22 protein-coding genes are annotated in these 26,681 nt (G+C 68.3%); 16 read left to right on the top strand and 6 right to left on the bottom strand.

The window, feature by feature from the left end; genetic code table 11:
• Positions 1–122 precede the first annotated feature (122 nt).
• A complete protein-coding gene (gene polA / locus DOL89_RS12590) occupies positions 123–3,059 on the top strand; it encodes a DNA polymerase I (RefSeq protein WP_119679471.1) in 2,937 nt (978 codons plus the stop codon).
• 186 nt (positions 3,060–3,245) lie between these two features.
• On the opposite strand, the gene DOL89_RS12595 is transcribed toward polA, so the two are convergent.
• Positions 3,246–3,680, bottom strand: a complete 435-nt coding sequence (locus DOL89_RS12595) for a DUF4167 domain-containing protein (RefSeq protein WP_119679472.1) — start codon at positions 3,678–3,680, stop codon at positions 3,246–3,248.
• A gap of 285 nt (positions 3,681–3,965) precedes the next feature.
• On the opposite strand from DOL89_RS12595, the gene DOL89_RS12600 reads away from it, so the two are divergent.
• Positions 3,966–4,794 (top strand): IS5 family transposase gene (locus tag DOL89_RS12600; protein WP_119678677.1). Its coding sequence is split into 2 segments (ribosomal slippage): positions 3,966–4,334 and positions 4,336–4,794, totalling 828 coding nucleotides; the frame shifts between segments, so codons are not numbered across the junction.
• A gap of 56 nt (positions 4,795–4,850) precedes the next feature.
• Here the strand turns inward: DOL89_RS12600 and prmC are convergent.
• The 3 genes from prmC to DOL89_RS12615 form a co-directional block, all read right to left on the bottom strand.
• Entirely contained in the window at positions 4,851–5,711 is an 861-nt protein-coding gene (prmC, locus tag DOL89_RS12605; protein ID WP_119679473.1) for a peptide chain release factor N(5)-glutamine methyltransferase, read from the bottom strand.
• Between the two features lie 59 nt (positions 5,712–5,770).
• Positions 5,771–6,811 (bottom strand): peptide chain release factor 1, encoded by a 1,041-nt coding sequence (prfA, locus tag DOL89_RS12610; protein ID WP_404813497.1) that lies wholly within the window; start codon positions 6,809–6,811, stop codon positions 5,771–5,773.
• Positions 6,812–6,952: 141 nt separating this feature from the next.
• The gene (locus DOL89_RS12615) at positions 6,953–7,306 is read right to left on the bottom strand and encodes a DUF1428 domain-containing protein (RefSeq protein WP_119679474.1); all 354 of its coding nucleotides are present in this window, start codon (positions 7,304–7,306) and stop codon (positions 6,953–6,955) included.
• A 259-nt stretch (positions 7,307–7,565) separates the two neighbouring features.
• Between DOL89_RS12615 and DOL89_RS12620 the strand changes: the two genes are divergently transcribed.
• From DOL89_RS12620 to DOL89_RS12640, 5 genes are all read left to right on the top strand, one after another.
• On the top strand, positions 7,566–8,600 hold the full coding sequence (locus DOL89_RS12620; RefSeq protein WP_119679475.1) for an NAD(P)H-dependent flavin oxidoreductase: 1,035 nt from the start codon (positions 7,566–7,568) through the stop codon (positions 8,598–8,600).
• Between the two features lie 499 nt (positions 8,601–9,099).
• Positions 9,100–11,397 carry a phosphoenolpyruvate--protein phosphotransferase gene (gene ptsP, locus DOL89_RS12625; protein WP_225889785.1) on the top strand — a complete coding sequence of 766 codons (2,298 nt, stop codon included), beginning with the start codon at positions 9,100–9,102 and terminating at the stop codon, positions 11,395–11,397.
• A gap of 157 nt (positions 11,398–11,554) precedes the next feature.
• Complete coding sequence (locus DOL89_RS12630; RefSeq protein WP_119679476.1) at positions 11,555–12,874, top strand: helix-turn-helix domain-containing protein; 1,320 nt, start codon at positions 11,555–11,557, stop codon at positions 12,872–12,874.
• Positions 12,875–12,979: 105 nt separating this feature from the next.
• Positions 12,980–14,113, top strand: coding sequence for a flavodoxin-dependent (E)-4-hydroxy-3-methylbut-2-enyl-diphosphate synthase (gene ispG, locus DOL89_RS12635; RefSeq protein ID WP_119679477.1), 1,134 nt, complete (start codon positions 12,980–12,982; stop codon positions 14,111–14,113).
• Positions 14,114–14,121: 8 nt separating this feature from the next.
• Positions 14,122–14,511 (top strand): hypothetical protein, encoded by a 390-nt coding sequence (locus DOL89_RS12640; protein WP_119679478.1) that lies wholly within the window; start codon positions 14,122–14,124, stop codon positions 14,509–14,511.
• Positions 14,512–14,561: 50 nt separating this feature from the next.
• Here DOL89_RS12640 and DOL89_RS12645 read toward each other — a convergent pair whose 3' ends face one another.
• Positions 14,562–15,797, bottom strand: a complete 1,236-nt coding sequence (locus DOL89_RS12645; protein WP_119679479.1) for an aspartate kinase — start codon at positions 15,795–15,797, stop codon at positions 14,562–14,564.
• A 209-nt stretch (positions 15,798–16,006) separates the two neighbouring features.
• On the opposite strand from DOL89_RS12645, the gene ubiG reads away from it, so the two are divergent.
• Together ubiG and DOL89_RS12655 are read left to right on the top strand one after the other, a co-directional pair.
• A complete protein-coding gene (gene ubiG, locus DOL89_RS12650; RefSeq protein ID WP_119679480.1) occupies positions 16,007–16,762 on the top strand; it encodes a bifunctional 2-polyprenyl-6-hydroxyphenol methylase/3-demethylubiquinol 3-O-methyltransferase UbiG in 756 nt (251 codons plus the stop codon).
• Positions 16,763–16,913: 151 nt separating this feature from the next.
• Positions 16,914–18,533: a sensor histidine kinase gene (locus tag DOL89_RS12655; RefSeq protein WP_162937487.1), complete on the top strand. Its 1,620-nt coding sequence runs from the start codon at positions 16,914–16,916 to the stop codon at positions 18,531–18,533.
• 28 nt (positions 18,534–18,561) lie between these two features.
• On the opposite strand, the gene DOL89_RS12660 is transcribed toward DOL89_RS12655, so the two are convergent.
• Entirely contained in the window at positions 18,562–18,987 is a 426-nt protein-coding gene (locus DOL89_RS12660) for a DUF1178 family protein (RefSeq protein ID WP_119679482.1), read from the bottom strand.
• 111 nt (positions 18,988–19,098) lie between these two features.
• Here DOL89_RS12660 and DOL89_RS12665 point away from each other — a divergent pair, with 111 nt between their 5' ends.
• The 7 genes from DOL89_RS12665 to DOL89_RS12695 all read left to right on the top strand — a co-directional run bounded on the left by DOL89_RS12665 (position 19,099) and on the right by DOL89_RS12695 (position 26,677).
• On the top strand, positions 19,099–19,683 hold the full coding sequence (locus tag DOL89_RS12665; RefSeq protein WP_119679483.1) for a class I SAM-dependent methyltransferase: 585 nt from the start codon (positions 19,099–19,101) through the stop codon (positions 19,681–19,683).
• Between the two features lie 111 nt (positions 19,684–19,794).
• Positions 19,795–20,169 carry a response regulator gene (locus tag DOL89_RS12670; RefSeq protein ID WP_119679484.1) on the top strand — a complete coding sequence of 125 codons (375 nt, stop codon included), beginning with the start codon at positions 19,795–19,797 and terminating at the stop codon, positions 20,167–20,169.
• A 106-nt stretch (positions 20,170–20,275) separates the two neighbouring features.
• Entirely contained in the window at positions 20,276–21,193 is a 918-nt protein-coding gene (locus tag DOL89_RS12675; RefSeq protein ID WP_119679485.1) for an alpha/beta fold hydrolase, read from the top strand.
• A 175-nt stretch (positions 21,194–21,368) separates the two neighbouring features.
• Complete coding sequence (gene phhA, locus DOL89_RS12680) at positions 21,369–22,283, top strand: phenylalanine 4-monooxygenase (protein WP_119680409.1); 915 nt, start codon at positions 21,369–21,371, stop codon at positions 22,281–22,283.
• Positions 22,284–22,332: 49 nt separating this feature from the next.
• On the top strand, positions 22,333–23,106 hold the full coding sequence (locus DOL89_RS12685; protein WP_318658503.1) for a creatininase family protein: 774 nt from the start codon (positions 22,333–22,335) through the stop codon (positions 23,104–23,106).
• 225 nt (positions 23,107–23,331) lie between these two features.
• On the top strand, positions 23,332–24,534 hold the full coding sequence (locus DOL89_RS12690; protein ID WP_225889786.1) for a multidrug effflux MFS transporter: 1,203 nt from the start codon (positions 23,332–23,334) through the stop codon (positions 24,532–24,534).
• A gap of 136 nt (positions 24,535–24,670) precedes the next feature.
• Positions 24,671–26,677 carry a sensor histidine kinase gene (locus DOL89_RS12695; protein WP_119679488.1) on the top strand — a complete coding sequence of 669 codons (2,007 nt, stop codon included), beginning with the start codon at positions 24,671–24,673 and terminating at the stop codon, positions 26,675–26,677.
• The last annotated feature ends 4 nt before the right edge of the window (positions 26,678–26,681 follow it).

The raw sequence follows: 26,681 nt of genomic DNA on the forward strand, positions 1-26,681 counted from the left end.
GCGGAAGCCTCCGGGCCCGATGAGCGGAGGCGAAACCCCGCCCCCCTCCCACGGCCATGGACTCCGTCCCCTCTCTGCGCCATGTTCCGGGCGACCGATCCCGATAGCCCGGACATGCGCGCATGACCACCGACACGGCCACGGCCGCCACCGACACCTCCGCCCCCGTGGCCGGCCAGCAGCAGGCTCCGCTCTATCTGGTGGACGGGTCCGGCTTCATCTTCCGCGCCTATCACGCGCTGCCGCCGCTGAACCGGCCGGACGGCACGCCGGTCAATGCCGTGCTGGGCTTCACCAACATGCTGATGAAGTTGCTGGCCGACCAGAAGGCCGATGCCGTCGCCGTGGTGTTCGACAGCAAGCGCGAGAATTTCCGCACCCAGATCTATGCCGAGTACAAGGCCCACCGGCCGGAACCGCCGGAGGATCTGCGCCCCCAGTTCGCCCTGATCCGGGAGGCGGTGGACGCCTTCTGCCTGCCCTGCCTCCAGCTCGAAGGGTATGAGGCCGACGATCTGATCGCGACCTACGCCCGCCTCGCCAATGAGCAGGGCCGGCCGGTCACCATCGTCTCGTCCGACAAGGACCTGATGCAGCTCGTCCGCGACGGTATCCGCATGATGGACCCGATGAAGAACAAGCTCATCGGGCCGGAGGAGGTGGCGGAGAAGTTCGGCGTGCCGCCGGAGAAGGTGGTGGATGTCCAGGCCCTGGCCGGCGACAGCGTGGACAATGTCCCCGGCGTGCCCGGCATCGGCGTCAAGACCGCCGCCCAGCTCATCACCGAATATGGCAGCCTGGAAGCCCTGCTGGAGCGGGCGCATGAGATCAAGCAGGCCGGCCGGCGGGAGAAGCTGACCACCTTTGCGGACCAGGCCCGCATCTCCAAGCAGCTCGTCCGGCTGGACCAGCATGTGCCGGTGCCGGTCGACGTGGATGAGCTGAAGGTGCGCGAGCCGGACCACCGGAAGCTGATCGACTGGCTGAAGATCCAGGGCTTCCGCACCGTGATCCACAAGGTGGAGGCGGAGCTGGCGGAGGATGGCAGGCTGGTGGATGCCGCCGCCAGCGCCGCCGGAGCCTTGCTGCCGCCCCCCTCCGATGCCGGTCAGGCCCGCGCCCAGCTCAACAACCGCAGCTACGCCCCCCAGCCGGTGGAGGCGCGCAGCGGCGACTTCGTCCCGGTCAGGCCCGCCACGGTCGAGTATGTCACCGTCACCGATCTGGACACGCTGGACGGCTGGATCGCCCGCGCGACGGAAGCCGGAGTGGTGGCGGTGGATACGGAGACAGTGGGGCTGACGCCCATGTCGGCCAAGCTGGTCGGCATCTCCATGTCCGTCGAGCCGGGCCGCGCCTGCTACATCCCGCTGGGCCATGTGGACCCGTCCGCCCCGGCGGCGTCCGCGGGCGGCCTGGATTTCGGCACCGCCCCGTCGGCCCCGAAGCAGATCGCCGTCGAGGACGCCATCAGCCGGCTGCGCCCGCTGCTGGAGGACCCGGCGGTGCTGAAGGTCGGGCACAATGTGAAGTTCGACCTCCAGGTCCTGCGCAAGGCCGCGGGCGGCGACCTCCGTATCGCGCCGCTGGACGACACCATGCTGCTGTCCTACGTGCTGGGCGCGGGCAAGCACGGGCACGGCATGGATGAGCTGGCGGTCCGCCTGCTGGGCCATAGCTGCGTCAGCTATGACAGCGTCACCGGCACCGGCAAGGCGCGCATCACCTTCGACCGGGTTCCGCTGGACAAGGCCACCGAATATGCGGCGGAGGATGCGGACATCACCCTGCGCCTCTGGCAGGTGCTGAAGCATGACGTCGTCCAGGGCCGCGCCGTGACCCTGTACGAGACCATCGAGCGCCCCCTGATCCCCGTGATCGCGGAGATGGAGATGGCGGGCGTGCTGGTGGACCCGGCCGTGCTGAAGGCCATGTCCGCCGATTTCGCCGTGCGCATGGCGGAGACGGAGGCCGAAATCCACCGTCTGGCCGGCCACCCCTTCAATGTCGGCAGCCCCAAGCAGCTGGGCGAGGTGCTGTTCGAGGAGATGGGGATCAAGGGCGGCAAGAAGGGCAAGACCGGCGCCTATTCCACCGACAGCTCCGTGCTGGAGGCGCTGGCCGAACAGGGCCACGACATCTGCCAGAAGGTGCTGGACTGGCGGCAGATCTCCAAACTGAAGAGCACCTATACCGACGCGCTGGGCAGCCAGATCAACCCGGAAACCGGCCGGGTCCATACCAGCTTCGCCCTGGCGCTGACCTCCACCGGTCGCCTCTCCTCCTCGGAGCCGAACCTCCAGAACATCCCGATCCGGACGGAGGAGGGGCGCAAGATCCGCCGCGCCTTCGTGGCCGCCCCCGGCCATCTGATCCTGTCGGTGGATTACAGCCAGATCGAACTGCGGCTGGTGGCCGACATGGCCGGGATCCCGGCCCTGAAGCGCGCCTTCCAGGAAAACATCGACATCCATGCCATGACGGCCAGCCAGGTGTTCGGCGTGCCGCTGGACCAGATGACCGGCGAAATCCGCCGTCGGGCCAAGGCCATCAATTTCGGCATCATCTACGGCATCTCCAGCTTCGGGCTGGGCCGGCAGCTCGGCATCATGCCGGGCGAGGCCGGGGCCTTCATCAAGCAGTATTTCGAGCGGTTCCCGGAACTCCAGAACTACATGGAGACCACCAAGGAGTTCGCCCGCACCCACGGCTATGTGGAGACGCTGTTGGGCCGCAAATGCTGGATTCAGGGCATCCAGGAAAAGAACGCGAACCGCCGCGCCTATGCCGAGCGGCAGGCCATCAACGCCCCCGTCCAGGGCACGGCCGCCGACATCATCAAGCGCGCCATGGTGCGCCTGCCCCCTGCCCTGAAGGATGCCGGCCTGAATGCCCGCATGCTGCTCCAGGTCCATGACGAACTTCTGTTCGAAGTGCCGGAGGCGGAGGCGGAAGCTACGTCCAGGCTGGTGCGCGAAGTGATGGAAGGGGCCGCCACGCTGGGCGTGCCGCTGGTCGCCGAAGCCGGCCTCGGTCCCAACTGGGACGAGGCGCACTGAGGCGGATCGGGGCGGGTTGTCGCAATCCGGCCTTCGGCCTCCTTGCGACCTACGGCACCCTCATCCGCCGTAGGTCGCAAGAAGCGCAGCGGATTGCGACGTTTCCAGCACAGCAAACAGCAGACACGCCAAAGCCGGCCGCGAAGACCGCGGCCGGCTCACCTCATCGATCAGGACCGGATGGCCTCAGACAGTGACCGCTTCGCGGTCGTCGTCGCCACCGCCGGCATCGCCTTCGCCCTCATCGCCGTCCTGCTCGGCGCCGTTGGGCTGGCCGTAGCCGTTGCCGTCATGGCGGGGATTGCCCTGACGCTGGCGGCCTTCCTGCTCATTGATCTGATTGATGATGCGGAAGTAATGCTCCGCATGCTGGAAGTAGTTCTCCGCCGCGACCCGATCACCGGATGTCTGCGCATCGCGGGCCAGGGCCAGGTACTTCTCATAGACCTGGAAGGCGCTGCCGCGGATACGGACGTCCGGGCCGTTGCTGTCGAAGTTCTGATGCCGCAGCGGCACGTTCTGGCGGCGATTGCCGCCACCGCCACCGCCGCCACCACCGCCACCGGAATTGTTGTTGCCGCCGCGGCCGCGCGAGCGCCGAGAGTTCTGTCCCTGTCTCATACGGATATTGCTCTGCCCCGATTAAGTTTGCGCCGCCGGAATTCCGATCCGGGCGTCATCGCCGCGGATCCCGCACCCTGGACTCCGACGAGGTTGCGTCCCGCGCATCGCGCGAGGCCGGTCCCCGGGAAATTGTCCACGGTGAGGCCCCAATCCGGGGGCATCAGGCGGAATCAGCCGAAAACGGCGGTTTCCGCATGGCTGCGACCCTAAGAGCCTATTCCAGTAGGGAGCTTGCCGTATCTGGGCTGTTGGACTTTTGCTCTTCAACGGGTGGAGGTCACGATGGGGAGATTGGTCCAGGACGATGGCTGGCGGTTGCCGGATGAGCTCTGGTGGCGCATGGAGCCGCTGCTGCCGGAGCGTCCAGCGCATCCGCTGGGCTGCCATAATCCGCGGGTTCCAGATCGCGCCGCGATGGACGCGATCTTCTTTGTCCTGCGCACGGGTAGTCAGTGGCAGGCGCTCAAAGCCACCGGCATCTGTTCGCCATCTTCCGCCTACCGCCGTTTTCGCGAATGGACCGAGGCCGGTGTGTTCGAGGCCTTCTGGCGTGAGGGGCTGCTGGCCTATGACGGCCTGGTCGGGATTGATTGGAGTTGGATGTCGGCAGACGGAGCAATGACCAAGGCACCGTTGGGCGGGGAAAAAAGTCGGCCCCAACCCGACCGACCGCTCCAAGCTGGGCACCAAGCGGTCCCTGCTGACCGATGGACGCGGCCTCCCCCTCGGCCTCGCGGTCGCTGGCGCCAACGTGATCGACTTCAAGCTGCTGGAGCAGACGCTTGAGGCTGTTGTCGTGCCGCGGCCTGAGCCCACCCCAGCGCATCCTCAGCATCTCTGCCTCGATAAGGGCTACGACTATGACGGGCCGCGGCAGCTTGGGTATGATTACAGGCTCACGACCCACATCCGCCGCAGGGGTGAGGATCGCACGGCAACGCCCGCCCACCCGCACCAACCCCGCCGCTGGATGATCGAGCGGGCACATTCCTGGCTGAACCGATACCGCCGCATCCTCGTCCGATGGGAAAAGCGCGCCGACACCTATGAAGCCATGCTCCACTTCGTCTGCGCCATCACCGTCTGGGAGTTCGTCTGCCTACTGAAATAGGTTCTAAACGCTAGCGCAGCCCATTCCAACACAATTCTTTCGCTCAAACCCGCTCTTCAGGGGAGCGTTGCACAGGTCACACGGGGTCGCCCGCCCAGATCGGCCAGCGTTTCGGCCCCGGAAAGACCCGCTTGGTTCAACAGCTCCCGCACGGCCTCCCCCTGGTCGAACCCATGCTCCAGCGCAATCAGCCCGCCGGGCGCCAGCAGCCGGAGCGCCTCCCGGGCAAGGTGGCGATAGGGGTCCAGCCCGTCCGCCCCGCCCGCCAGCGCCAGCCGGGGCTCATGCAGCGCCACCTCCGGCTCCAGCCCCGCGATATCCGCGTCCGGGATATAGGGCGGGTTGGACGCCAGAATGTCGAACTGCCCGCCGCCCAGCGCGTCCGCCCAGCTTCCCACCAGGAAAACCGCCCGGTCCGACAGGCCCAGCCGTCTTGCATTCAACGACGCGACGGAGGCCGCGCCGGGGCTGAAATCCACGCCGACACCGGCGGCCGCCCGGTATTCGTGCAGCAGCGCCAACAGGATCGCCCCGGTGCCGGTGCCGAGGTCCAGGACGCGCCAGGGCCGCGCCCGGTCCGGCCGGCGGCGCAGCACGGCCTCCACCAGCGTTTCCGTATCGGCGCGCGGGATCAGCGTGTCCGGCCCCAACGCCAGCTCAAGCCCCCAGAACTCCCAGCTTCCCAGCAGCCGCTGCAAGGGCTCCCGCTTCTCCCGTCGTGCCAGCAGCTGCTCGAACGCGGCGGCCCGTTGCGGGTCCGGCAGGTCCCTGCCCCGGCTGCGCAGCTCCGTCCGGGTCAGGCCGAAGGCATGCTCCGCCAGCCAGCGCACATCCAGCGCCGGACTGTCCACCCCGGCGGCGGCAAGGCGCGCCTCGGCGGATTTCAGGAGGTCGGAAAGGGTCCTCTGTTCAGCCATGGCTTTCGCCGGAGTGACGGAGATTGATGGCCGCCATGGTTGGAAATCCGGGCACGCCCCTACTCCAGCTCCGCCAGCCGCTCCGCCTCGTCCTGGGCGATCAGGGCGTCCACCAGCTCATCCAGCGCTTCGCCCACCATCACCTTGTCGATCTTATAGAGCGTCAGGTTGATGCGGTGGTCGGTGACGCGGCCCTGGGGGAAGTTGTAGGTGCGGATGCGCTCCGACCGGTCGCCGGTGCCGACCTGGTTCTTGCGGTTTGCGGCGCGCTCGGCGTCGGCGCGGCTGCGCTCGGCGTCGTAGAGGCGGGCGCGCAGCACCTTCAGCGCCTTGGCCTTGTTCTTGTGCTGGGACTTCTCGTCCTGGCACTGCACCACCAGCCCGGTGGGCAGGTGGGTGATGCGCACGGCGCTGTCGGTGGTGTTCACCGACTGCCCGCCCGAGCCCTGGGACCGGAAGACGTCGATGCGGAGGTCCTTGTCATCGATCTGGATGTCCACATCCTCCGCCTCCGGCAGCACCGCCACGGTGGCGGCGGAGGTGTGGATGCGCCCGCCCCCCTCCGTCTCCGGCACGCGCTGCACGCGGTGCGCACCGCTCTCGAATTTCAGCCGCCGGAACACGCCGCGCCCGGTGATGGTGGCGCTGGCCTCCTTGTAGCCGCCAAGGCCGGTCTCGTTCACCTCGATGGTTTCGAAGCGCCAGCCGCGCAGCCCGGCATAGCGCCGGTACATTTCGAACAGCTCGGCGGCGAACAGGGCCGCCTCCTCCCCGCCGGTGCCGGCGCGCACCTCCAGGATGGCGTTCTTCTCGTCCGCCTCGTCCTTGGGCAGCAGGGCCAGCAGGATCTTGTGCTCGATCTCCGGCAGCCGGCGCTGGGCCGCGTCCAGCTCCTCCTCCGCCAGCGCCCGCATGTCGGCATCCGCCGCCGGGTCCTCCGCCATGGCGCGTAGCTCGTCCAGGTCGGCGCGGGCGCGCTTCAGGTCGGCGATGGCGGCTGCCACCGGCTCCAGCTCGGCATATTCCTGGCTGGCGCGCACGAAGGCGTCGCCGGAAAGCGTGCCGGACGCCAGCATGTCGCGCAGCTCGTCGAAGCGCATGGCCACCTTGCCCAGCGCTTCCGCGAAACGGTCTTCCAGTCTCAAATTCACGGGACTTCATCCTCCGGCCCGTGGATATAGGCCATCCCGGCCGCGGGGTCACCAGGGAAGCGTCCCGCCGGGCCGGAGGATGAGCGCCCCTCACATCTCCAGCAATGTGTTGAACCCGCCATAGATCATGCGCTTCCCGTCGAAGGGCGCGTTGGTCATGCTGTCCTTCAGCCGGGGATCGGCCATGACCTTGGCGTTGACGGCGTCGCGCTGCTCGCGGGATTCATAGACGATCCAGGCGAACACCACGGTCTCGTCCTCCGTGGCCTGCACCGCGCGCGGGAAGGAGGTCAGCTCGCCATAGGGAACGTCGTCCCCGACGCATTCCACATAGGCCAGGGCGCCATGCTCCTTCCAAACCTCCCCGGCCGTCTGGGCCATTTTCCTGTAGGCTTCGATATTCTGCTTCGGCACCGCCAGCACGAAGCCGTCGACATAGGACATGAATGCCTCCCTTATATGGTCCTGCCCCAAGGACGTACGGGGGATCGCCGTCCCGACAGCCCCGCCGAAGTTTTTTCCGCGACGCCCGTAGGTCGCAAGCAGCGAAGCGGATTGCGACATCCCAGCGCCGGCCGCCCCCGCCACGCTCCCGGCCGCCCGCGGCATTCCCTTGCCCTTGCTGCGGTGCAGTGTCACATTCCGGCCCGTTTTCCACCACCCCGCCGAACAATGCGGGTGCTTGACCGTTGAGGATTCTTTCATGACCGCCACATCCGCCCGCAGCCGGCTGGACCGTCTCTGGCAGCGTGGCCGCGATTTCCTGGGCACGGAGCTTGCCATCATGGGCGGGGCCATGACCTGGGTCAGCGACCGGCACCTGGTCTCCGCGATCAGCAATGGCGGCGGGTTCGGGGTCCTCGCCTCCGGCTCCATGCCGCCGGAGGTGCTGCGGGCGGAGATCCGCGCCACGCGGGAACTGACGGCCAGGCCCTTCGGCGTCAACCTCATCACCCTGCATCCCCAGCTCGACCAGCTCGTCCAGGTCTGCCTGGAGGAGAGGGTGGGCGTGGTGGTGCTGGCCGGCGGCCTGCCGCCCGGCACCGCGATCAAGGCGCTGAAGGAGGGCGGGGCCAAGGTGATGTGCTTCGCCCCGGCCCTGGTCATCGCGAAGAAGCTGGTGCGCAGCGGCGTCGACGCGCTGGTGATCGAGGGGATGGAGGCCGGCGGCCATATCGGCCCGGTCTCCACCTCCGTGCTGGCGCAGGAGATCCTGCCGGAAATCCGCGATGTCCCGGTCTTCGTCGCCGGCGGCATCGGCCGGGGCGAGGCGATGCTGAGCTATCTGGAGATGGGGGCGGCCGGCGTGCAGCTCGGCACCCGCTTCGTCTGCGCCAGCGAGTGCCGGGCGCACCCCAACTTCAAGAAGGCCTTCATCCGCGCCGGTGCGCGCGACGCCATCCCCAGCGTCCAGATCGACCCCCGCTTCCCCGTCATCCCCGTCCGCGCCCTCCAGAACGAGGGCACCCGCCGCTTCATGGAGAAGCAGCGCGAGGTGATCGAGCGCTTCAACCGCGGCGAGCTGGACCAGAAGGCCGCCCAGTTGGAGATCGAGCATTTCTGGGCCGGCGCGCTCCGCCGCGCCGTGGTGGACGGCGATGTCGAAACCGGCTCCGTGATGGCCGGCCAGTCCGTGGGTCTGGTCACCCGGGAACAGCCCTGCGCCGACATCCTGGCCGAGCTGGTGCAACAGGCCGAAGCGGCCTTGTCCGGGCGGATGTCCCCCCCATCGCCGTAGGTCGCATGCAGCGCAGCGGAATGCGACATCCCCCAAGCCCGCCCCACCGTCGCATTCCGCTCCGCTCCATGCGACCTACGCGCCGGGCCCTCACCTCGCCGTAGGTCGCAAGCAGGCCCGCAGGGCCGAATTGCGACACCCCGCTTGCCCGAACCCACCGAACATCCCGAGACAATAATCCTAATCCCTGCTATGTTCCGTCCGCCGTGCCCTCCGCGGCCGGGTCTTGGGACAGGTGAGGAACAGGGGCCGGCGAGCGTTGCGTTAGGTGCGTCAAGAGACGCGTTATGGGCGTTATAGCGCATTGAGCCGTGGTCCTGCGGATCGCCTCGCATTAGAAAAGACTGATGGGAGCCCCGCCCCGGAATCCTCTGCACGGCGTTCCACTTCATCCACCTGCCGTTCATGCGGGATGCGCCGGTCCGCCCCCTGCACTCCCCTGTGACAGGGGGCCGGTCCGATGCTAGAAGGGACCGATGGTAGAGGACGCGGTCAGTCGATGAGCATTCTGTCGAGCATCATGGGACGGGGCGAGCCGCCGGACCCCGCATCGGGCGCGCGGCGGCTGCTGGCGCGGCTGCGGGACGTCATGGCCGGCAGCGGCTCCGCCCAGGACCGGCTGGACAAGATCGTCAAGACCATCGCCCATGAGATGGGGGCCGATGTCTGCTCCTGCTACGTGATGCGGGCCGGCGAGGTGCTGGAGCTGTTCAGCACCATCGGTCTGAATCCCGGCGCCGTGCACAAGACCCGCCTGCGGGTGGGCGAGGGTCTGGTCGGCGACGTCGCGGCCCATTCCCGTCCCGTGGCGCTGGCCAACGCGCAGAGCCATCCCAACTTCGCCTACCGCCCGGAAACGGGCGAGGACCCGTTCAACAGCTTCATGGCCGTGCCGATCCTGCGCGGCGGCCGGGTCCGCGGCGTGCTGGCGATCCAGCACACCGAACGCCGCGACTACCACGAGCAGGAGGTGGAGACACTCCAGACCATCGCCATGATCGTGGCGGAGCTGGTGGCCGCCGGCGACCTGGTGGACAGCCGGGAGCTGTCGCTGGTCAACGATCTGGTGCTGCTGCCGTCGCGCCTGGACGGGGTCAGCCTGAACCGTGGCGTCGGCATGGGGCTGGCCGTGCTGCACCGGCCCCAGCTCACCGTGCGCCAGATGGTGGCCGACGATCCGGAGGCAGAGCTGGTGCGGCTGAAGCAGGCCGTGGACAGCATGCATTCCGCCATCGACCAGATGATGATCGCGGTGGGCGAATCGGATGGCGAGCATGCGGAGATCATGCAGACCTACCGGCTGGTCGCCTCCGACCGCGGCTGGCTGAACCGCATCCGCGAGGCGATCCGCACCGGCCTCACGGCGGAAGCCGCGGTGCAGCGGGTGCAGAACGACAACCGCGCCCGCATGCAGGCCATCGCCGATCCCTATCTGCGCGACCGGCTGCTGGATCTGGACGACATCACCAACCGGCTGCTGATGCATCTCACCGGCAAGCCGGTGGACGCCATGGGCGGCACCCTTCCGGACGAGTGCATCCTGGTCGCCCGCAACCTGGGCCCGGCCGAGCTGCTGGACTACGACCGCCGGAAGCTGCGCGGGCTGGTGCTGGAGGAAGGGGCGGCCTACAGCCATGTCGCCATCGTGGCCAAGGCGCTGGACATTCCCGTGGTGGGCCAGTGCTCGGAAGTGCTGACCCGGGTGGAGACGCTGGATTTCCTGATCGTGGACGGGGACAACGGCCAGCTCTTCGTTCGCCCGGCGGAGGACATCCAGGAGCTGTTCCACGCCTCGCTGGTGGCGCGGCAGCGCCGGGCCGCGGAGTTCGCCGGGCTGCGCGACCTGCCGGCGGTGACCCGCGACGGGGTGCCGGTGCGGCTCATGCTGAATTGCGGGCTGCACATCGACCTGCCGCAGCTCCAGGTCACGGGCGCCGACGGCATCGGCCTCTACCGCACCGAAATCCCCTTCATGGTCCGGCCCAGCTATCCCGACGTGTCGGTGCAGCAGGAGGCCTATGCCAAGGTGCTGGACGAGGCGGGCGGGAAGCCGGTGGTGTTCCGCACGCTCGATGTCGGCGGCGACAAGATGCTGCCCTACTTCCCCGAGCTGGGGGAGGAGAACCCGGCGCTGGGCTGGCGGGCCATCCGCATCGGGCTGGACCGGCCCAGCATGCTGCGCAAGCAGCTCCGCGCCCTGCTGCGCGCCGGGGCCGGCCGCGCCCTCAGGGTGATGTTCCCCATGGTGGCGGAGGTAGCGGAGCTGGACCGCGCCCGCCGGGTGCTGGAGCTGGAGCTGGAGAAGCTCACCGCCGACGGCTATCCCTCGCCCGCCGACCTCAAGGTCGGAGTGATGATGGAGGTGCCGTCCCTGCTGTTCCAGTTGGAGGCGCTGCTGGGCCGTGTGGATTTCGTTTCCGTCGGCTCCAACGACATGCTGCAGTACCTGTTCGCCGCCGACCGCGGCAATCCGATCATGAACAACCGCTACGACCTGCTGTCGCCGGCCATGCTGCGCATGTTGCGCGGGCTGGTGGAGGCCTGCGACAAGGCGGGGGTGCAGTTGTCGCTGTGCGGGGAAATGGCGTCGAAGCCGCTGGACGCCATGGCGCTGCTGGGGCTGGGCATCCGCTGCCTGTCCATGTCGGCGCCGGCCTTCTTCGAGGTGAAGGCCATGGTCCGCTCCCTCGATGTCGGCTCCCTCTCCGCTTACATGGAGCGGCTGTACCTGTCGCCCGACCACTCGCTGCGGCCGCAGCTCAAGGCCTATGCGCGGGACCATGGGGTCCGGCTATAACGGGTAGAGGGCTGCCGCCGGGTTCAGGCCGGTTGCGGTGCGCGGGGCGGATTGGCTAGAGTTCGGCCCTGTCCGGCGGCGGCCAGGGCGGCGCTTCCGGCTCCGGCAGGTCTGATGGAAAGCCGGACGGACCAGAGGCTAGCGCAGGATTTCCGACGTGACTCAGAGTGACACGGCACAGCCCGGACCCGGCGGAGGTGACGTCCCCTCCCCGCGCCATGTGGGCGAGGTTCTGCGGCGCCGTCGGGAGGAAAAGGGCTATACCCTGGCCGATCTGGCCGCGACCCTCCGCATCCGGCAGCCCTATCTGGACGCGATCGAGCAGGGCCGCTGGCACGAGCTGCCCGGCCATGCCTACACCAGCGGCTTCCTGCGCACCTACGCCACCACCGTGGGGCTGGAGCCGGGACCGATCCTCTCCCGCTTCAAGCAGGAGACGGCGGGGACGGAGCAGCCGGCCGAGCTGTATTTCCCCGAAGCGGCGGATGAGAGCCGGGTGCCCGGCGGCGCGCTGATCATCGTGGCGCTGCTGCTGGCCGGCGTGGCCTATGGCGGCTGGTACGCGCTGAGCAACAGCGACCGCAACGTGGTGGAAACGGTCCAGGAGCTGCCGGCCCGCATGGCCGGGCTGATCCCCGGCGGAACGGAGCCTCCCGAACCGGCGCCGGAGCCTGAACCGGCCCAGGTCCTGCCGCCGACCCAGGTGGAGGAGCTGATCGGCCAGTCGCAGCCCACGGCGCCGGAGGTGGGCGCCAGCAACGCGCCGGCCGGGCCGGGCGCGCCCATGCTTCCGCCTGACGCCCCAAGCCTGAACACCGCCCCCCAGACCGCGGCCGACCCCGCCGCCGACGTTGCGGCCGAGGGGGAGGAGAGCGAGACGGTGGAGCTGCCGCCGGACCTGTCCGTCTCCCCCACCGTGGACGCCGATGGCCGCCCGGTGGAGTCGCCGGCTCCGGAGCCGACCGTCAACGCCGCCGCACCGGTCCAGCCTCCTGCCCAGGAACCGGCGGTCCAGCAACCGACGGGCTCCGCACCTGCCGCCGAACCGCCCGTCGCGGATGCGGATACGCCTCCGGCTGCTGGTCCGGCTCAGGCGGAGGACGCGGCCGAACCGCCCGCGGAGACGGCTGCCGCTCCGGAGCCGCCGGCCCAGCCGCCCGCCAGCGGGCGCGTCTTCGGCCAGACCGAGGGGCAGGTGCGCGTCACGGTGCGCGCGGTGGAGGATAGCTGGGTGGAGATCAGGGATGCCCGCGGCACGCTCTGGGCCGCCCGCAACCTGCGCCCCGGCGACACCTTCCGCGCGCCCGACGTGCCGGGCCTCGCCCTGTCGGTGGTCGGCAACGCCGCCGGCGTGGTGGTGAATGTCGATGGGCAGGATCTGCCGCCGCTGGGCGGCCGCGGCCGGGTGGTCCGCAACGTGTCCCTGGTTCCGGGCGACCTGCTCGAACGGCTGAACCAGCAGGGAGGCCAGGGCTGATATTCCGGCCTGCCCCTTGATCCCGCCGGGCGGGACCCGCACCTTACTGCTGTCCGGCGCCCCGGCCGTTCGGGGGCCGGCACCCCTTTTGACCGGAAGTCCGCTATGACCGCTGCCATCCGCCCCTGGCGCCAGATCGAACGCCGCAAGAGCCGCCAGATCATGGTCGGCAACGTGCCCGTCGGCGGCGACGCGCCCATCACCGTCCAGACCATGACCAACACGGTCACGGCGGACGCCGCGGCCACCATCGACCAGATCCGGCGGGCGGAGGAGGCCGGGGCCGACATTGTCCGCGTCTCCTGCCCCGATGTGGAGAGCACGGCGGCGCTGAAGCAGATCGTCAAGGCGTCCAGCGTCCCGATCGTGGCCGACATCCACTTCCACTACAAACGCGCCATCGAGGCGGCGGAGGCCGGTGCTGCCTGCCTGCGCATCAATCCTGGCAACATCGGCAGCGCCGACCGCGTCAGGGAGGTGGTGAAGGCCGCGCGCGACCATGGCTGCTCCATGCGCATCGGCGTCAATGCCGGTTCGCTGGAACAGCACCTGCTGGAAAAGTACGGGGAGCCCTGCCCGGACGCGCTGGTGGAAAGCGCCCTCGACCATGCCCGCATCCTGGAGGACCACGATTTCCGGGAGTTCAAGATTTCGGTGAAGGCATCGGACGTGTTCCTGGCCGTCGCCGCCTACCAGGGGCTGGCGGAGGCCTGCGACTACCCGCTGCACATCGGCATCACGGAGGCCGGCGGCCTGCGCGCCGGCACGGTGAAGTCCTCCATCGGCCTCGGCATGCTGCTCTGGTCCGGCATCGGCGACACGATCCGCGTCTCCCTCTCCGCCGATCCGGTGGAAGAGGTGAAGGTCGGGTACGAGATGCTGAAGAGCCTGGGCCTGCGCCGCCGCGGCGTCACCGTGATCTCCTGCCCCTCCTGCGCCCGCCAGCAGTTCGACGTGATCAAGACGGTGGAGGTGCTGGAGGAGCGGCTGGCCCACATCACCACGCCGCTGACCGTCAGCGTGATCGGCTGCGTCGTCAATGGACCGGGCGAAGCCACCATGACCGACATCGGCTTCACCGGCGGCGGCAAGGGCACGCATCAGGTCTATCTGGGCGGTCTGCCGGCCCATCGGCTGAAGGACGAGGCCATCGTGGACCATCTGGTCAAGCTGGTCGAAGCCAAGGCTGCCGAGGTCGAGGCGGCGAAGCAGGCCGAAGCGGCCGTGGCGGCGGAGTGAGCCGGGCCATGCTCCGCAGGTTGACGCTCCTGCCGCTGCTCGCTCTTCTTCCGTTGGCCGCCTGCGGGTCGGACGATCCGCAGCTTGCCGAAGCACAGGAGATCACCGACCGGCCGATCGCGGAGATCGTCGGGTCCGATCAGGTGAAGCTGACGAAGTTCCTGAGCCGCCGCCGGATGTCATGTCCCGAGATGTATGGGGTGGCGGCGGACCGGGCCGGATCGGAATTCCTGCTGCTCTGCGCTGACGAGGTCACGCCGGAGATGCTGGAGGATTTCACCAGTCCCGGCTGGACCGTTCATTCCGTCTTCCTGACGACGCAGGAAGTGCGTCCCGGCAATCACACCAGACACTGCGCGCCCGTTCCCAGCACGCGGGATGTCTGCGACCGGCTTTGAAGGCAGCCAGCCGCCCCTCCCCCGCGGAGAAGGGCGGCGGTTTCCGGCCGTCAGGCCTTGTCCAGCCCGTAGACGGTGTGCAGGGAGCGCAGCGCCAGCTCGGTATATTCCTCGGCGATCAGGACCGAGACCTTGATCTCGCTGGTGGAGATCACCTGGATGTTGATGCCGCGGTCGGCCAGCGCCTTGAACATGCGCTGGGCCACACCGGCATGGCTGCGCATGCCGACGCCGATCACGCTGACCTTCACCACGTTGCTGTCGGCCACCAGCTTGCGGAAGCCGAGGTCGGTCTTGGCCTTTTCCAGCACCTGCACGGTGCGGTCCAGGTCCGCCTTGCCGACGGTGAAGGTCATGTCGGTGCTGTTGCCGTCCTCCGACACGTTCTGGACGATCATGTCCACATTGATCGCCGCATCGGTGAGCGGCCCGAAGATGCGGGCGGCGACGCCGGGGCGGTCCTCCACCCCCACCAGGGTGACCTTCGCCTCATCCCGGCTGTAGGCGATGCCGCTGACCAGTTCCTGTTCCACGATTTCGTCCTCATCGACTACAAGGGTGCCGGGGATGGAGCTGCCCGCCGCCTGCTCGAAGGTGGAGAGCACCTGCACCCGCACCCGGTGCTTCATGGCCATCTCCACCGACCGCGTCTGCAGCACCTTGGCGCCCAGCGAGGCCATCTCCAGCATCTCCTCATAGGTGATGCGGGACAGCTTGCGGGCCTTGGTGACGATGCGCGGGTCGGTGGTGTAGACCCCGTCCACGTCGGTATAGATGTCGCACCGGTCCGCGCCAAGGGCCGCCGCCAGCGCCACCGCCGAGGTGTCGGAGCCGCCGCGGCCCAGGGTGGAGATGCGGTTGCGCGCCGACACGCCCTGGAAGCCGGCGACCACCGCCACCTCCCCCGTGGACATGCGCTTGGACAGCTCTTCCGTCTCGATCCGCTCGATCCGGGCCTTGGCGTGGACGTCGTCGGTGCGCAGCGGGATCTGCCACCCCTGCCAGGAGCGGGCCTGGATGCCGATCTCCTGAAGGGCGATGGCGAGCAACCCGCTAGTCACCTGCTCCCCCGACGCGACCACGGCGTCGTACTCGCGGGCGTCATAAATGCGGGAGATGGAGCGGCAATACTCGACGAGCTGGTTGGTCACGCCGGACATGGCGGAGACGACCACGGCGACCTCGTGCCCGGCATCGACCTCCTGTTTGACTTTGAGCGCCACGTTCTTGATGCGCTCGATGTCGCCGACGGAGGTTCCGCCGAATTTCAGGACCAGCCGCGCCATGACAGACTTCCCGTTCCGGGCTGTTGAAAGGTTGATCGGCCCGCCCGGCGCGCGGCGTTGTGGCCGCTGGCTTGCCGGATCGGGGCGGGCTATCCATACTCCGCCCCGCGCCCGGCATGCAAGCCGGGCTCCGGAGTCGGGTCGGCAATGCTACCTCCGCCGGAACGCATGCCTTTGACATATTCTTTCGCCAGGAACGGAAACCCGCCATGACCGCACAGGCCAGCGCCCGCACCACCGTGGATGCCGGAGAGATCGAGCGCTTTTCGGCGATCGCGGCCGAATGGTGGGACCCCAGGGGCAAGTTCCGGCCGCTGCACAAGCTGAACCCGCTGCGGCTGGCCTATATCCGCGATGCCGTCTGCACCCATCTGGGTCGTGATCCGCTTTCGCCGCAGCCGCTGGCCGGCGTGCGCATCGTGGATGTGGGCTGCGGCGGCGGGCTGATCGCGGAGCCGCTGGCCCGGATGGGGGCCGAGGTGGTGGGCATCGACGCCGCCGAGCGGAACGTGAAGACGGCCGCCGCCCATGCGGCGGAAGGCGGAGTCGCTGTGGATTACCGCGCCACCACGGCGGAGGAGCTGGCCGCCGCCGGCGAGACCTTCGACGTGGTGGTGGCGCTGGAGATCGTGGAGCATGTGGCCGATGTCGACCTGTTCCTGGAGGCGCTGACCCGGATGGCGCGGCCCGGCGGGATGCTGTTCATGTCCACCATCAACCGCACGCCCAAGAGCTGGCTGTTCGCAATCGTGGGGGCGGAGTACGTGCTGCGCTGGCTGCCGCGCGGAACGCATGAATGGCGGAAGTTCCTGCGCCCGTCCGAACTGATCAACGGGCTGCGCCGGCACGGGGCCGAGGTCAGGGAAGTGAAGGGCGTAGTCTATAACCCCGTTAACGACCGGTTTACCTTATCCTCTACTGATCTTGACGTGAACTACATGTTCCATGCCATTCGAGCTGTCTAAAAGGTATAGGTTCGCTAAAATTTGTCTCTTTCCGTCGACAGACGATAGAGAACACTGCACACTCTGATGTGAGTGCGGCAACAAACCGTGTCCCATGCCCATCAACGTGGACTCTGCGGCATCTTTTCGGTCGTCCAATGCCAGGACGCGGTTGATCCTTCTTGTAGGGGCGGTGGCGGCGCTGTTCGTAGCCCTTCTTCTCGGCTACGGCGCCTGGGACGACCGGGTCGAGGAGTTCCGCACGGCGGAAAAGCTGGCGCAACATACGGCGGTTCTGGTTGAGCAGCATGCCGACAGCCTGTTCGAGCAGAGCGAGTTCCTGGTCCGGGAGGTGGCGGACATCGCCCATGCCGCGGAGGGAGCGCCGGTTTCCCTGGCGGACCACCAGCGTCTGCGCGATCTGGTCCGAGCCGGTCCGCACATCCACTCTGCCTTCGTTGCGGACGCCAAGGGACAGGTGATCCTGTCCAGCCTGGCTTTCCCGGCGCATCCGGTAAATCTCAACAACGCCTACAGTTTCCGGCAGTTGGCCGCGGGCGAGGTCGAACTGGTGGTCGGCCGCCATCCCTTCAGCGCCTTCGCCGGAGAGCCCACGATCGGCATCATGCGTCCGATCCGCTCGGAAGGGCGATTCATCGGGGTTGCCGCCGTCCTGATGTCCACGACCCATTACAAGGACTTCTTCGACCGCATCGATATCGGCTACCCGCTGAGCATCGCGCTTGTCCGGGAGGACGGGCGCGTGCTGGTGCAGCAGCCGCCGGCACAGGCCGCCGTCGGCTACACCGCCCCCGTGAAGGGGCTTGAGACGATGCCGGACGAGGAGCTGGCCCGCGGCGTGTATCCGCTGGACGGGATGGACAGGATCATCGCCATCAATCGGATCGGCCATCAGGATGTCTGGGTGCTGGTCGGGCTGGACGTGCAGAGCGTCGAGGACCGCTGGATGGGCCATGTGGTGGAGCACACGGCCTTCATGTCGGTGTCCCTGGTCGGCATCACTTCCCTGACGGTGCTGGCGATCGGCTGGGCGTCGCGGGAAAGGCGGGCGCGGGCGGGGCTGGAACTGGCCAACCGCACGCTGGAAAGCCGGGTGGCCGATCGCACCGCCGCCCTGACCAAGGCCAATACCCGCCTGTCCAACGCCCTGAAAGACAAGGAGACCCTGTTCCGCGAGGTGCATCACCGCGTGAAGAACAATCTTCAGATCATCGCCAGCCTGCTGCGCCTGCAATCGATGCGCATGCCGCCGGAGGTGCGCGGTAATTTCGAGGACACGCTGAACCGCATCCACTCCATGGGGTTGGTGCACGAGCTGCTGTACCGCAGCAACCAACCCGCCAATGTGAATTTCGGGGAGTATCTGGAGGCCCTCGCCTCCTGCGTGGCCGAATCCAATCTGGACATGCCGGATCGCGTTGTCCTGGAGATGAAGGCGGAGCCGCTGGCGCTGGACCTGGAAACGGCAATTCCCATGGGGCTGCTGGTCAACGAGCTGCTGACCAACGCGCTCAAGCACGCCTTCCCCAATGGGCGGCGCGGAGTCCTTCGGGTCATGCTGACCTCGGCCGCCGACGGGAGCATCCTGCTCCGCGTCGAGGATGACGGAATCGGGCTGCCGCCTTCCGGCGCAACCGGCGGCGGGATCGGGCTGACGCTGGTGCGATCCCTGGCGGAGCAGGTGGGCGCCCGCCTGGAGCAGAGCGCACGTCAGGGCGGCGGTTCGGTATGGTGCGTGGAACTGCCGGGAGAACACCGCTCCGCCGCTTGAGGCCCGCCCGTTTCCCGGCTGGCGTCCGTCAGGAATTGTGGGTCGGAACCCATGGGATGCGGGCGAAGGAGATTCCCTCCTCCTTCAACTCCTCGGCCTGCTTCGTCGTGGTTTCGCCATAGATGGCGCGGGTCTCCACCTCGCCGTAGTGAATCTTCCGCGCCTCTTCCGCGAACTGGTCGCCGACATAGTCGGCGGAGGACTCCACCTTCTGACGCAGTTCGCGGAGCTGCTGCATCAGTTCCGCCGCCTTGGCGGCATCGGCTCCGACGTCGCGCTGTCTGGAGCCGGAGCGGGCGATGCTGGGCGCCATCGGGGCCTTCCCCACGTCCCTGCCGCCGCAGGCGGGACAGTGAATAGCGTGGGCCGCCGCCTGCTCCTCATAGCTGTCGCTGTTGCGGAACCAAGCCTCGAACCGGTGGCCTTCCGCGCATTTCAGTTCGAACTTGATCATGACCGTTATCAGGAACGGGCGGGCGGCGCCGGCACGCCCGCGACCGGGTTGTCGTATGGTTTCCTGAATATGGTAGGAAAAACGAATTTGGACAATCACCGGACGCCCGCGATGTTGCCGCATGCCGCCCTGTCCCCGCCCTCCCCCTGGGTGGTCCGCTTCGCGCCGCTGGTGCGCAGCCATGGCCCCGTGCTGGACCTGGCCTGCGGCTCGGGGCGGCATCTGCGCCTGTTCCACGACCGCGGCCACCCGGTCACCGGAGTGGATCTGGACCTGCGCGGCGTCGCCGACCTGCAGGGGGCCGACGGCGTCCGACTGGTCGGGGCCGACCTGGAGAACGGCAATCCCTGGCCTCTGGGGCTGGAGCGCTTCGCCGCGGTCGTGGTGACCAATTATCTCTACCGCCCCCTGCTGCCCATCCTGCCAGAGGTGCTGGAGCCGGGCGGGCTACTGATCTATGAGACCTTCGCCCGCGGCAACGGGCGGCTGGGCCGTCCCTCTTCCTCCGCCTTCCTGCTGCGTAGCGGGGAGCTGCTGGAGCTTGCGCGGGACCGGCTGCAGGTGGTCGCCTACGAGCATGGGGAGGTGGCGAGCCCCAAGGCCGCTGTGGTCCAGCGACTGTGCGCGGTCAACGACCTGTCTCCCGCGCCAGACCTGGACGGCGACCCGGAGCCGCGGCCTCTTCCAACACCCTGAGAAAGCTGTCCGTGACAAGGATGGGGTCCGCCAGGACGAACCGTCCATGCATCCGTTCTTGACCGCGAGATCGGAGTAAACGCGAATGGTCCCAACCGAGGAGGGCCATGCATGGACGGAACGGCATCCCGTCACCTGATCGTCGCTGACGACGAGATGATCAGCGCCCTCGCCCTGGAGCGCGCCTTGACGCGCAAAGGGTTCCGGGTATCGCTGGCCGGCAACGGACAGGCGGCGCTGGACATTCATGAGCGCGATCCGGCCGACCTGCTGGTGACCGACCTGCGCATGCCGAAGCTGTCGGGGGCGGAGCTGGTGCGCCGGGTCCGGGAAGACCGGCCGGACCTGCCGGTCATCATCGCCACCGGCTACCGGCGCGAGGATTCGGAAATCCTGGCCGGGCCGCATACCCTGATCCTGACCAAGCCGTTGAGCCCGCAGGAAGTGCTGGCGGCGATCCGCAGCCTGCTGGACGCGGAGGCTTAGGAGGCATCCGCAGGCGCAGGAGGAGTGGCAGGGCACTTCGGCCCCCGGCGGCGCGTTGCAGGATGGATGAGCGTCCCTGCCCAGTCTGAGTGCGTCTGAGGATTCGATGTTCGCGAGTTGGACCGCGCCGCCTGAAACCATTCCCGTAACCCCATGCCGGGCGCGTAGCGAAGACGCCATATGGCTGAAGGACGGGCGACGGCTGGGCTATGCCGTCTATGGCGACCCGGAAGGACCGCCGGTCCTGTATTTCCACGGCTATCCCAACTGCCGGCGCGAAGCGGGGCTGCTGCCTGTCCGCGACGTGCGGCTGATCGCCCTCGACCGGCCGGGCTACGGAATGTCCGATCCCCGGCCGGGGCGCACCCTGCTGGACTGGGCGGACGATGTGGCGGCGCTGATGGACGCGCTGGAGATCGAGCGGGCGCATCTGCTGGGCATGTCGGGCGGCGGCCCCTTCGCCGCGGCCTGCGCTTATGCCCTGCCGGAGCGGATCGTCGGCACGGCGCTGGTCTGCCCGTTGGGACCGGCGGGCCGGCGACTGGGCGGCTACAGCCCGGCGGGGCTTCTGCTGCATCTGGGGCGGCGGAAGCGGATGATGCGGCTGGCGGCCGGCGTCGCCCACCGGGTGATTCACCGCGGCGATCCGCTGAACCTCGCCCGCCGGCTGCGCCGCGGCTTCGGCATGGCCTATGCGCAGATGGATGTGCTGGGCGGCGGGGCGGACGAGCTGATCGTGGAGGGCTGGCGCGAGGCGCTGCGCCAGGGGGTGGAAGGACCGCTGGACGATGCCCGGTGCTTCGCCAGCCCCTGGGGGTTCGACGTGTCGGCGATCCGCACGCCCGTGGCCGTGTGGCACGGGCTGGCCGACCGGACGGTGCCGCCGCAGGCCAGCCGCTGGTACGCGGCCAATATTCCAGGCGCGCGGGGGCACTTCATCGAAGGGGAGGGCCATTTCTCCCTGATCTACAAGTACCATGCGGAAATCCTGGGCGGGCTGCTCTCAACGGATCGGCGGGGATGAAAGGCGGCATTGCCGCACTGCGAAACGGCCAGCGGCGGAAGGTTGCGGCAGCCGCCTGGATTGAAGCAGGAAATTGCCCTGAGAATGGGGCACCATAGCCGGATCGCAAGGAAATGGCCCGGCATGCCGCGATAAAATGCTGGAAACAGAATTCACCGGCGGGAGGAACCGAACCATGTCGACGGGTGATGGCTTCAAGGAGAAGACGGCCAACTCCGGCAAGACCGCCAAGCCGCTGCGCGGCGATTACTCGGCCATGCGCGACGATTTCACCATCGACCAGGGCTGGAGCCATTACAGCGCGGAGGAGCATGACCGCTGGCGCCGTCTGTATGAGCGGCAGTCCAGGCTGCTGCCGCGCTACGCCGCCCCTGAATATATGGATTGCCTGTCCAGGCTGGACGCCGGGGACGGTATCCCGGACTTCGAGCGCGCTTCCGCCAAGCTGCGCCAGGCGACAGGGTGGGAGATCGTGGCCGTGCCCGGCCTGATCCCGGAGGATGCCTTCTTCGGCCATCTGGCCAGCCGCCGCTTTCCGGTGACCAACTGGATCAGGACCGAGGCGGAGCTGGACTATCTGGAGGAGCCGGACGTCTTCCACGACTTCTTCGGCCATGTGCCGCTGCTGATGCATCCGGTCTTCGCCGACTATATGGAGGCCTATGGCAAGGGCGGGCTGCGCGCCATGAAGCTTGGCACCATGGACCAGCTTGCGCGTCTGTACTGGTACACGGTGGAGTTCGGGCTGATCCGTGACGGCGACAACGGGCTGAAGGTCTATGGCGCCGGCATCCTGTCCTCGGCAGGGGAGACGCCCTATTCCATCGAGGACTCCTCGCCCAACCGTGTCGCCTTCGATCTGGAGCGGGTGATGCGGACCCTGTACCGCATCGACGACTATCAGGAGACCTACTTCGTCATCGACAGCTACGACCAGCTCTTCACCGAGACGCAGCAGGATTTCGGCCCGATCTATGAGCGGCTGAAGGGCCAGCCGGCGATTGCCGCCGATGCCGTGCTGCCCACCGACCGCATCTACACCCGCGGCACCGGGGCAAGGAAGCTGGGGAAGAGTCAGGCGGCGGAGTGAGAAGCTTGAGCCATCCGCCCCGGCTGACTAGCCTGGGAGCCCCATTTCGATGAGCAGGCAGGCGAACATGCGGCTGCAACTGATGACCTGGCCGGAGGTCGAGCATTATCTGGAGAACCGGCGCGACGTGATCGTGCCCATCGGCTCCACCGAGCAGCACGGCCCGACCGGCCTGATTGGCACGGATGCGCTGACTGCGGACGCCATTGCCATCCGGCTGGGCGAGACGGTGGGGGCTGTTGTGGCGCCCTGCCTGTCCATCGGCATGGCGCACCACCATCTGGCCTTCAAAGGCACGATGACGTTGCGGCCGACCACGCTGATCGCGGTGGTACAGGACGTTGTCGCGTCGCTGGCCCGGCACGGCTTCCAGCGGGTTCTGTTCGTCAACGGTCATGGCGGGAACATCGCCACCGTCAACACCGCGATCCAGGAGATCCATGCCGCCGCCTCCCTGGCCGGCATGCCGTCGCCGGTCACGGCGCATCTGGCGAGCTGGTGGGACGGTCCGCGGGTGAAGGGGTTGAGCCGGGAGCTTTATGGCAGCCAGGAAGGCAGCCACGCCACCGCCAGCGAGGTCTCCGTCACCTGGGCGCTGCATCCCGACCGGGTGCAGGACCGGGTTCTGGACCCGCAGGTGGCCCCGTCCAACGGCCCCTGGACCGATGCGCTGGATTACCGCGCCCGCCATCCGGACGGGCGAATCGGTTCCAACCCGGCCCTGTCGCGGCCCGAACATGGGGAGCGGCTGATGGCGGCGGCGGTGGAGGATCTCGCCGAACGCTACCGCCCCTGGGCAGGGCTGGAGGGCGGCGGCCGCTGAGGCCGGCCTGCGCGCATTCTTCTTTTCGCGGTGCGGAAATGCGGTGGAAGGCCGGAAACAGCTTTCCGCCGCCAAGGTCCCGGACTCCGCTGGCGGAGCGGCCATGCGCAACGCTTCGCTTGCGCAACACGGACCGGTCAGGCCCTATTGCGCGCACTACACCGTGCACGAACAGTCAAGATGCCAACCCAGCCATCTCCTTCCACCGCCGGCCGGCAAGTGCCGATGGCGGAGTTCGTCGCCATCGTCGCCCTGATGATGGCGCTGACCGCCCTGTCCATCGACGTGATGCTGCCGGCCCTGCCCGCCATCTCGGCCGATTTCGCCCTGGCCGGGGAGAATGACCGGCAGCTGGTCGTCACCACCTTCCTGATCGGGTTCGGGCTGGGCCAGCCGATCCACGGGCCGCTGTCCGACCGTTTCGGGCGCAAGCCGGTCCTGATGCTGGGGCTGTCGATCTTTGCCGTGGGCAGCGCCCTGGCCACCTGGGCGCCGGACTTCCAGACGCTGCTGATCGCCCGGCTGCTGCAGGGCTTCGGCGGCGCTGCGGCGCGGGTCGTCTCGAATGCCGTGGTGCGCGACTGCTTCTCCGGCCGGGAGATGGCGCGGGTGATGTCGATGGCCATGACGGTGTTCATCCTGGTTCCCATCGTCGCCCCGGCCGTGGGCACGGTGATCCAGATGGCAAGCGGATGGCACAGCATCTTCGCGCTGCTGATGGTCGCCGCGGCCGTGACCGCCGCCTGGGTGGCGTTCCGCCTGCCGGAGACCCGCCGCGCCGAGGACCGGACCCCGCTTACTCCCTCATATCTGGCCCGCGCCGCCTGGCTTGTGGTCAGCAACCGGATCACGCTGGGCTACACGGTCGCGACCGGATTCCTGTTTGCCATCCTGATGTCCTATGTCGGCAGCGCCCAGCAGTTGTTCGTGGAAGTATACGGGCTGGGCGACCTGTTCCCGCTGATGTTCGGGTCGCTGGCGGGCGCTATCGCCGTCGCCTCCATGGTCAATGCCCGTCTGGTGGCCCGCATGGGAACGCGCCGGCTGTCGCATCTGGCGCTGATCGGGCTGGTCGGGCTGTCGGCCGTGATGGCGGCGGCAGGCTTTCCGGCGAAGCCGCCGCTGGCCCTGCTGGGCATTTATCTCGGCGCATGCTTCTTCTGCTTCGGCCTGCTGATGCCGAACTTCAACGCCATTGCCATGGAACCGCTGGGCCGCGTGGCGGGGATGGCGTCATCTTTCATCGGCTTCCTGACCACCGTGATGGGAGCGTTCGGCGGCTGGTTGATCGGCCAGAGCTTCGATGGCACGGCACGCCCCCTGGTGTTCGGCTTCGCAGCCCTGGGAGCGGCGGCGCTGGCAGTCGTCCTGGTGACCGAGAAGGGCCGGCTGCTGCAGCCTGCCCAGCCCGAGGATCGCGCCGCCTGAAACTTTCGAACTTAAGAATTACTCCGACCGCGTAGGTTGCGATTGAAGCACCTGCCAAGCTGGTGATACTTATTCGTGACCGGAGGACAGGATCGCGGATTGCCGCCGGACGCAGGCGGAACCGGGCGGGGCACGGATGAAGGGCTGGAAAGGCTGGCTGACCTCACTGGGACCGGACCGGGTACTGCCTGTCACGGTCGCGACCGGGGCGGTTCTGGTCGTTGCCGTCCTTTACGGGCACACCCAGCGCTGCCTTGAAGCCGCCCGGCTGGAAATCTCCCGCGATCTCAAGAATCAGGCCGAGCTGCTGGATGGGCGGTTCGATCTGGTCGTTACCCAACTCGAAATCCTGCGCGCCCAGGCCGGTGCTTTCGCCTTGGCGGGTTCCGGAGCCGGCGGCTCCCCGCCTTCGCCCCTGCTCTCCGCCTTTCTGGAGAGCAATCCGGAGGAGGCGAGCACGCGGCTCTATAGCCTGGACCGGATGCCGCCGCCTTTCGAGGCGGACCAGCTGGGCAATATGGTCGCCTTGAACACGATGGCCGCCCGCCGCCGGCCCGGCTTGGCGCGGCCGGACCCGTCGGGCTGGGTGCGGGATGCGGCGCTGGGGCTGGAACTGCTGCCGGCCATGGCTGGCATACGCGCCGGGATGCCCGATCTGCCCCGCATCTATTTTGGCGCCGCCACGGGCGTCGTGGCTTTCTCCCCCTGGGAGCCCAGCGCCGCCAGCAGCCTGTTGGACAGCTATCCGGTCGGCCCGGTCTACCGGGCGGCCGCCAGGGCCGGGGATGCCGCCCCCCTCTGGTCCCTGGTGGCCGCGGCCGGGCCGGCAACCGGCGCCGCGGTCGAGGGTCCGTCCCAACCCCGCGCCATGGGAATGGCGCCGGAGCAGTACAGCACGGTGGGCCTGCCGCTGACGAAGAACGGCGCTTTCGTCGGCATCGTCGCCGCCCAGATCGACCTTGCCGAGGTTCTGCGGAACCTGGGGCCGTCGCAGCATGAGGCGGGACGCCTGATCCTTACGGATCGCGACGGGCGCGTGCTGGCGGAAACGACCGGAACGGACGCTGCCCCGCCGACGCCCATTCCGTCGGCCGCCGTGATGGCCGGGCTGGATTCGGAGACGGCTGCCCATGGCGGGCTGTATCTCTCCGCGACCGCGCTGGACCGGGCGCCGCTCATGCTGGTCCATGCGGTGCCACGGAACGCCGTGCTGCTGCCCACCTTGCTGCGGGATTTCGGCTCACTGGGGCTGCTGGCCCTGCTGCTGGCCCTCGTGCTGGCGCTGAGCCTGCGGATGATGCGGCGGGCCGTGGCGGAGCGGGAGAGCGCGGTAACGGCCGAACGCACGGTTCGCGCCGCCTCCGAACGGGCCCTGGACGATCTGCGCGCCGCCCATGACGAGCTGGACTTTCTGAATCGGGAGAAGACCCGTTTCTTCTCGCTGATCTCCCACGATCTGCGCGGCCCCTTCAACGCGCTGCTGGGCATGACCCAGGAGTTGGCGGAACATGCGCCGCAGATGACGCCCGAGGACGTATCAGACTTCGCCCGCACCACCCACCAGTCGGCCCGCAAAGTATTCGAGCTGCTGGAAAATCTGCTGCAATGGTCGCGGGTGCAGATGTCGGGCAAGCCCTTTGCCCCCTCCGTCTTCGCCCTGCGGGATCTGGTGGCGGACGCGATCCGCGACGTACAGTCCGCCGCCGAGGCCAAGGACATCACCGTGCTGGACGCCGTCGGCGATCGCTGGGTGCTGGCCGACCGCACCATGATCCTGGCCGTCCTGCGCAACCTGCTGGTCAATGCGGTGAAGTTCAGCCATCCCGGTGGGCTGGTGCACATCACCTCCCGCGCGCTGGGCGACCGGTTGGAGGTCGCGGTGACCGACCGCGGCATCGGCATGGAGCCGGAGCAGGTGCAGGCGCTGCTGCATCCCGGCACCGGCCAGGCAAGCCGGCCGGGCACCCAGGGCGAGGTCGGCACCGGGCTGGGCCTGACGCTGGTGCGGGACCTGGTGCTGCGTCATGGCGGCGAGTTGAAGGTCAGCAGCAGCCCTGCCGACGGGACGGTGGTGAGCTTCACCGTACCCTTGACCGCGGCAGGGGCGGAGCAGCGCGCCCGCATCCCGGCCATCGCGGAGTAAGGCA

Origin of the sequence: Indioceanicola profundi (genome assembly GCF_003568845.1) — a bacterium.
GTDB lineage: Bacteria > Pseudomonadota > Alphaproteobacteria > Azospirillales > Azospirillaceae > Indioceanicola > Indioceanicola profundi.

Excerpts from the sequence above, each read along its gene's own strand:
- polA (WP_119679471.1), top strand. The coding sequence starts at position 123 with ATGACCACCGACACGGCCACGGCCGCCACCGACACCTCCGCCCCCGTG.
- DOL89_RS12595 (WP_119679472.1), bottom strand. The coding sequence starts at position 3,680 with ATGAGACAGGGACAGAACTCTCGGCGCTCGCGCGGCCGCGGCGGCAAC.
- prmC (WP_119679473.1), bottom strand. The coding sequence starts at position 5,711 with ATGGCTGAACAGAGGACCCTTTCCGACCTCCTGAAATCCGCCGAGGCG.
- prfA (WP_404813497.1), bottom strand. The coding sequence starts at position 6,811 with ATGCGCTTCGACGAGCTGCGCGACATGCTGGCGTCCGGCACGCTTTCC.
- DOL89_RS12615 (WP_119679474.1), bottom strand. The coding sequence starts at position 7,306 with ATGTCCTATGTCGACGGCTTCGTGCTGGCGGTGCCGAAGCAGAATATC.
- DOL89_RS12620 (WP_119679475.1), top strand. The coding sequence starts at position 7,566 with ATGACCGCCACATCCGCCCGCAGCCGGCTGGACCGTCTCTGGCAGCGT.
- ptsP (WP_225889785.1), top strand. The coding sequence starts at position 9,100 with ATGAGCATTCTGTCGAGCATCATGGGACGGGGCGAGCCGCCGGACCCC.
- ispG (WP_119679477.1), top strand. The coding sequence starts at position 12,980 with ATGACCGCTGCCATCCGCCCCTGGCGCCAGATCGAACGCCGCAAGAGC.
- DOL89_RS12640 (WP_119679478.1), top strand. The coding sequence starts at position 14,122 with ATGCTCCGCAGGTTGACGCTCCTGCCGCTGCTCGCTCTTCTTCCGTTG.
- DOL89_RS12645 (WP_119679479.1), bottom strand. The coding sequence starts at position 15,797 with ATGGCGCGGCTGGTCCTGAAATTCGGCGGAACCTCCGTCGGCGACATC.
- ubiG (WP_119679480.1), top strand. The coding sequence starts at position 16,007 with ATGACCGCACAGGCCAGCGCCCGCACCACCGTGGATGCCGGAGAGATC.
- DOL89_RS12660 (WP_119679482.1), bottom strand. The coding sequence starts at position 18,987 with ATGATCAAGTTCGAACTGAAATGCGCGGAAGGCCACCGGTTCGAGGCT.
- DOL89_RS12665 (WP_119679483.1), top strand. The coding sequence starts at position 19,099 with ATGTTGCCGCATGCCGCCCTGTCCCCGCCCTCCCCCTGGGTGGTCCGC.
- DOL89_RS12670 (WP_119679484.1), top strand. The coding sequence starts at position 19,795 with ATGGACGGAACGGCATCCCGTCACCTGATCGTCGCTGACGACGAGATG.
- DOL89_RS12675 (WP_119679485.1), top strand. The coding sequence starts at position 20,276 with ATGTTCGCGAGTTGGACCGCGCCGCCTGAAACCATTCCCGTAACCCCA.
- phhA (WP_119680409.1), top strand. The coding sequence starts at position 21,369 with ATGTCGACGGGTGATGGCTTCAAGGAGAAGACGGCCAACTCCGGCAAG.
- DOL89_RS12685 (WP_318658503.1), top strand. The coding sequence starts at position 22,333 with ATGAGCAGGCAGGCGAACATGCGGCTGCAACTGATGACCTGGCCGGAG.
- DOL89_RS12690 (WP_225889786.1), top strand. The coding sequence starts at position 23,332 with ATGGCGGAGTTCGTCGCCATCGTCGCCCTGATGATGGCGCTGACCGCC.
- DOL89_RS12695 (WP_119679488.1), top strand. The coding sequence starts at position 24,671 with ATGAAGGGCTGGAAAGGCTGGCTGACCTCACTGGGACCGGACCGGGTA.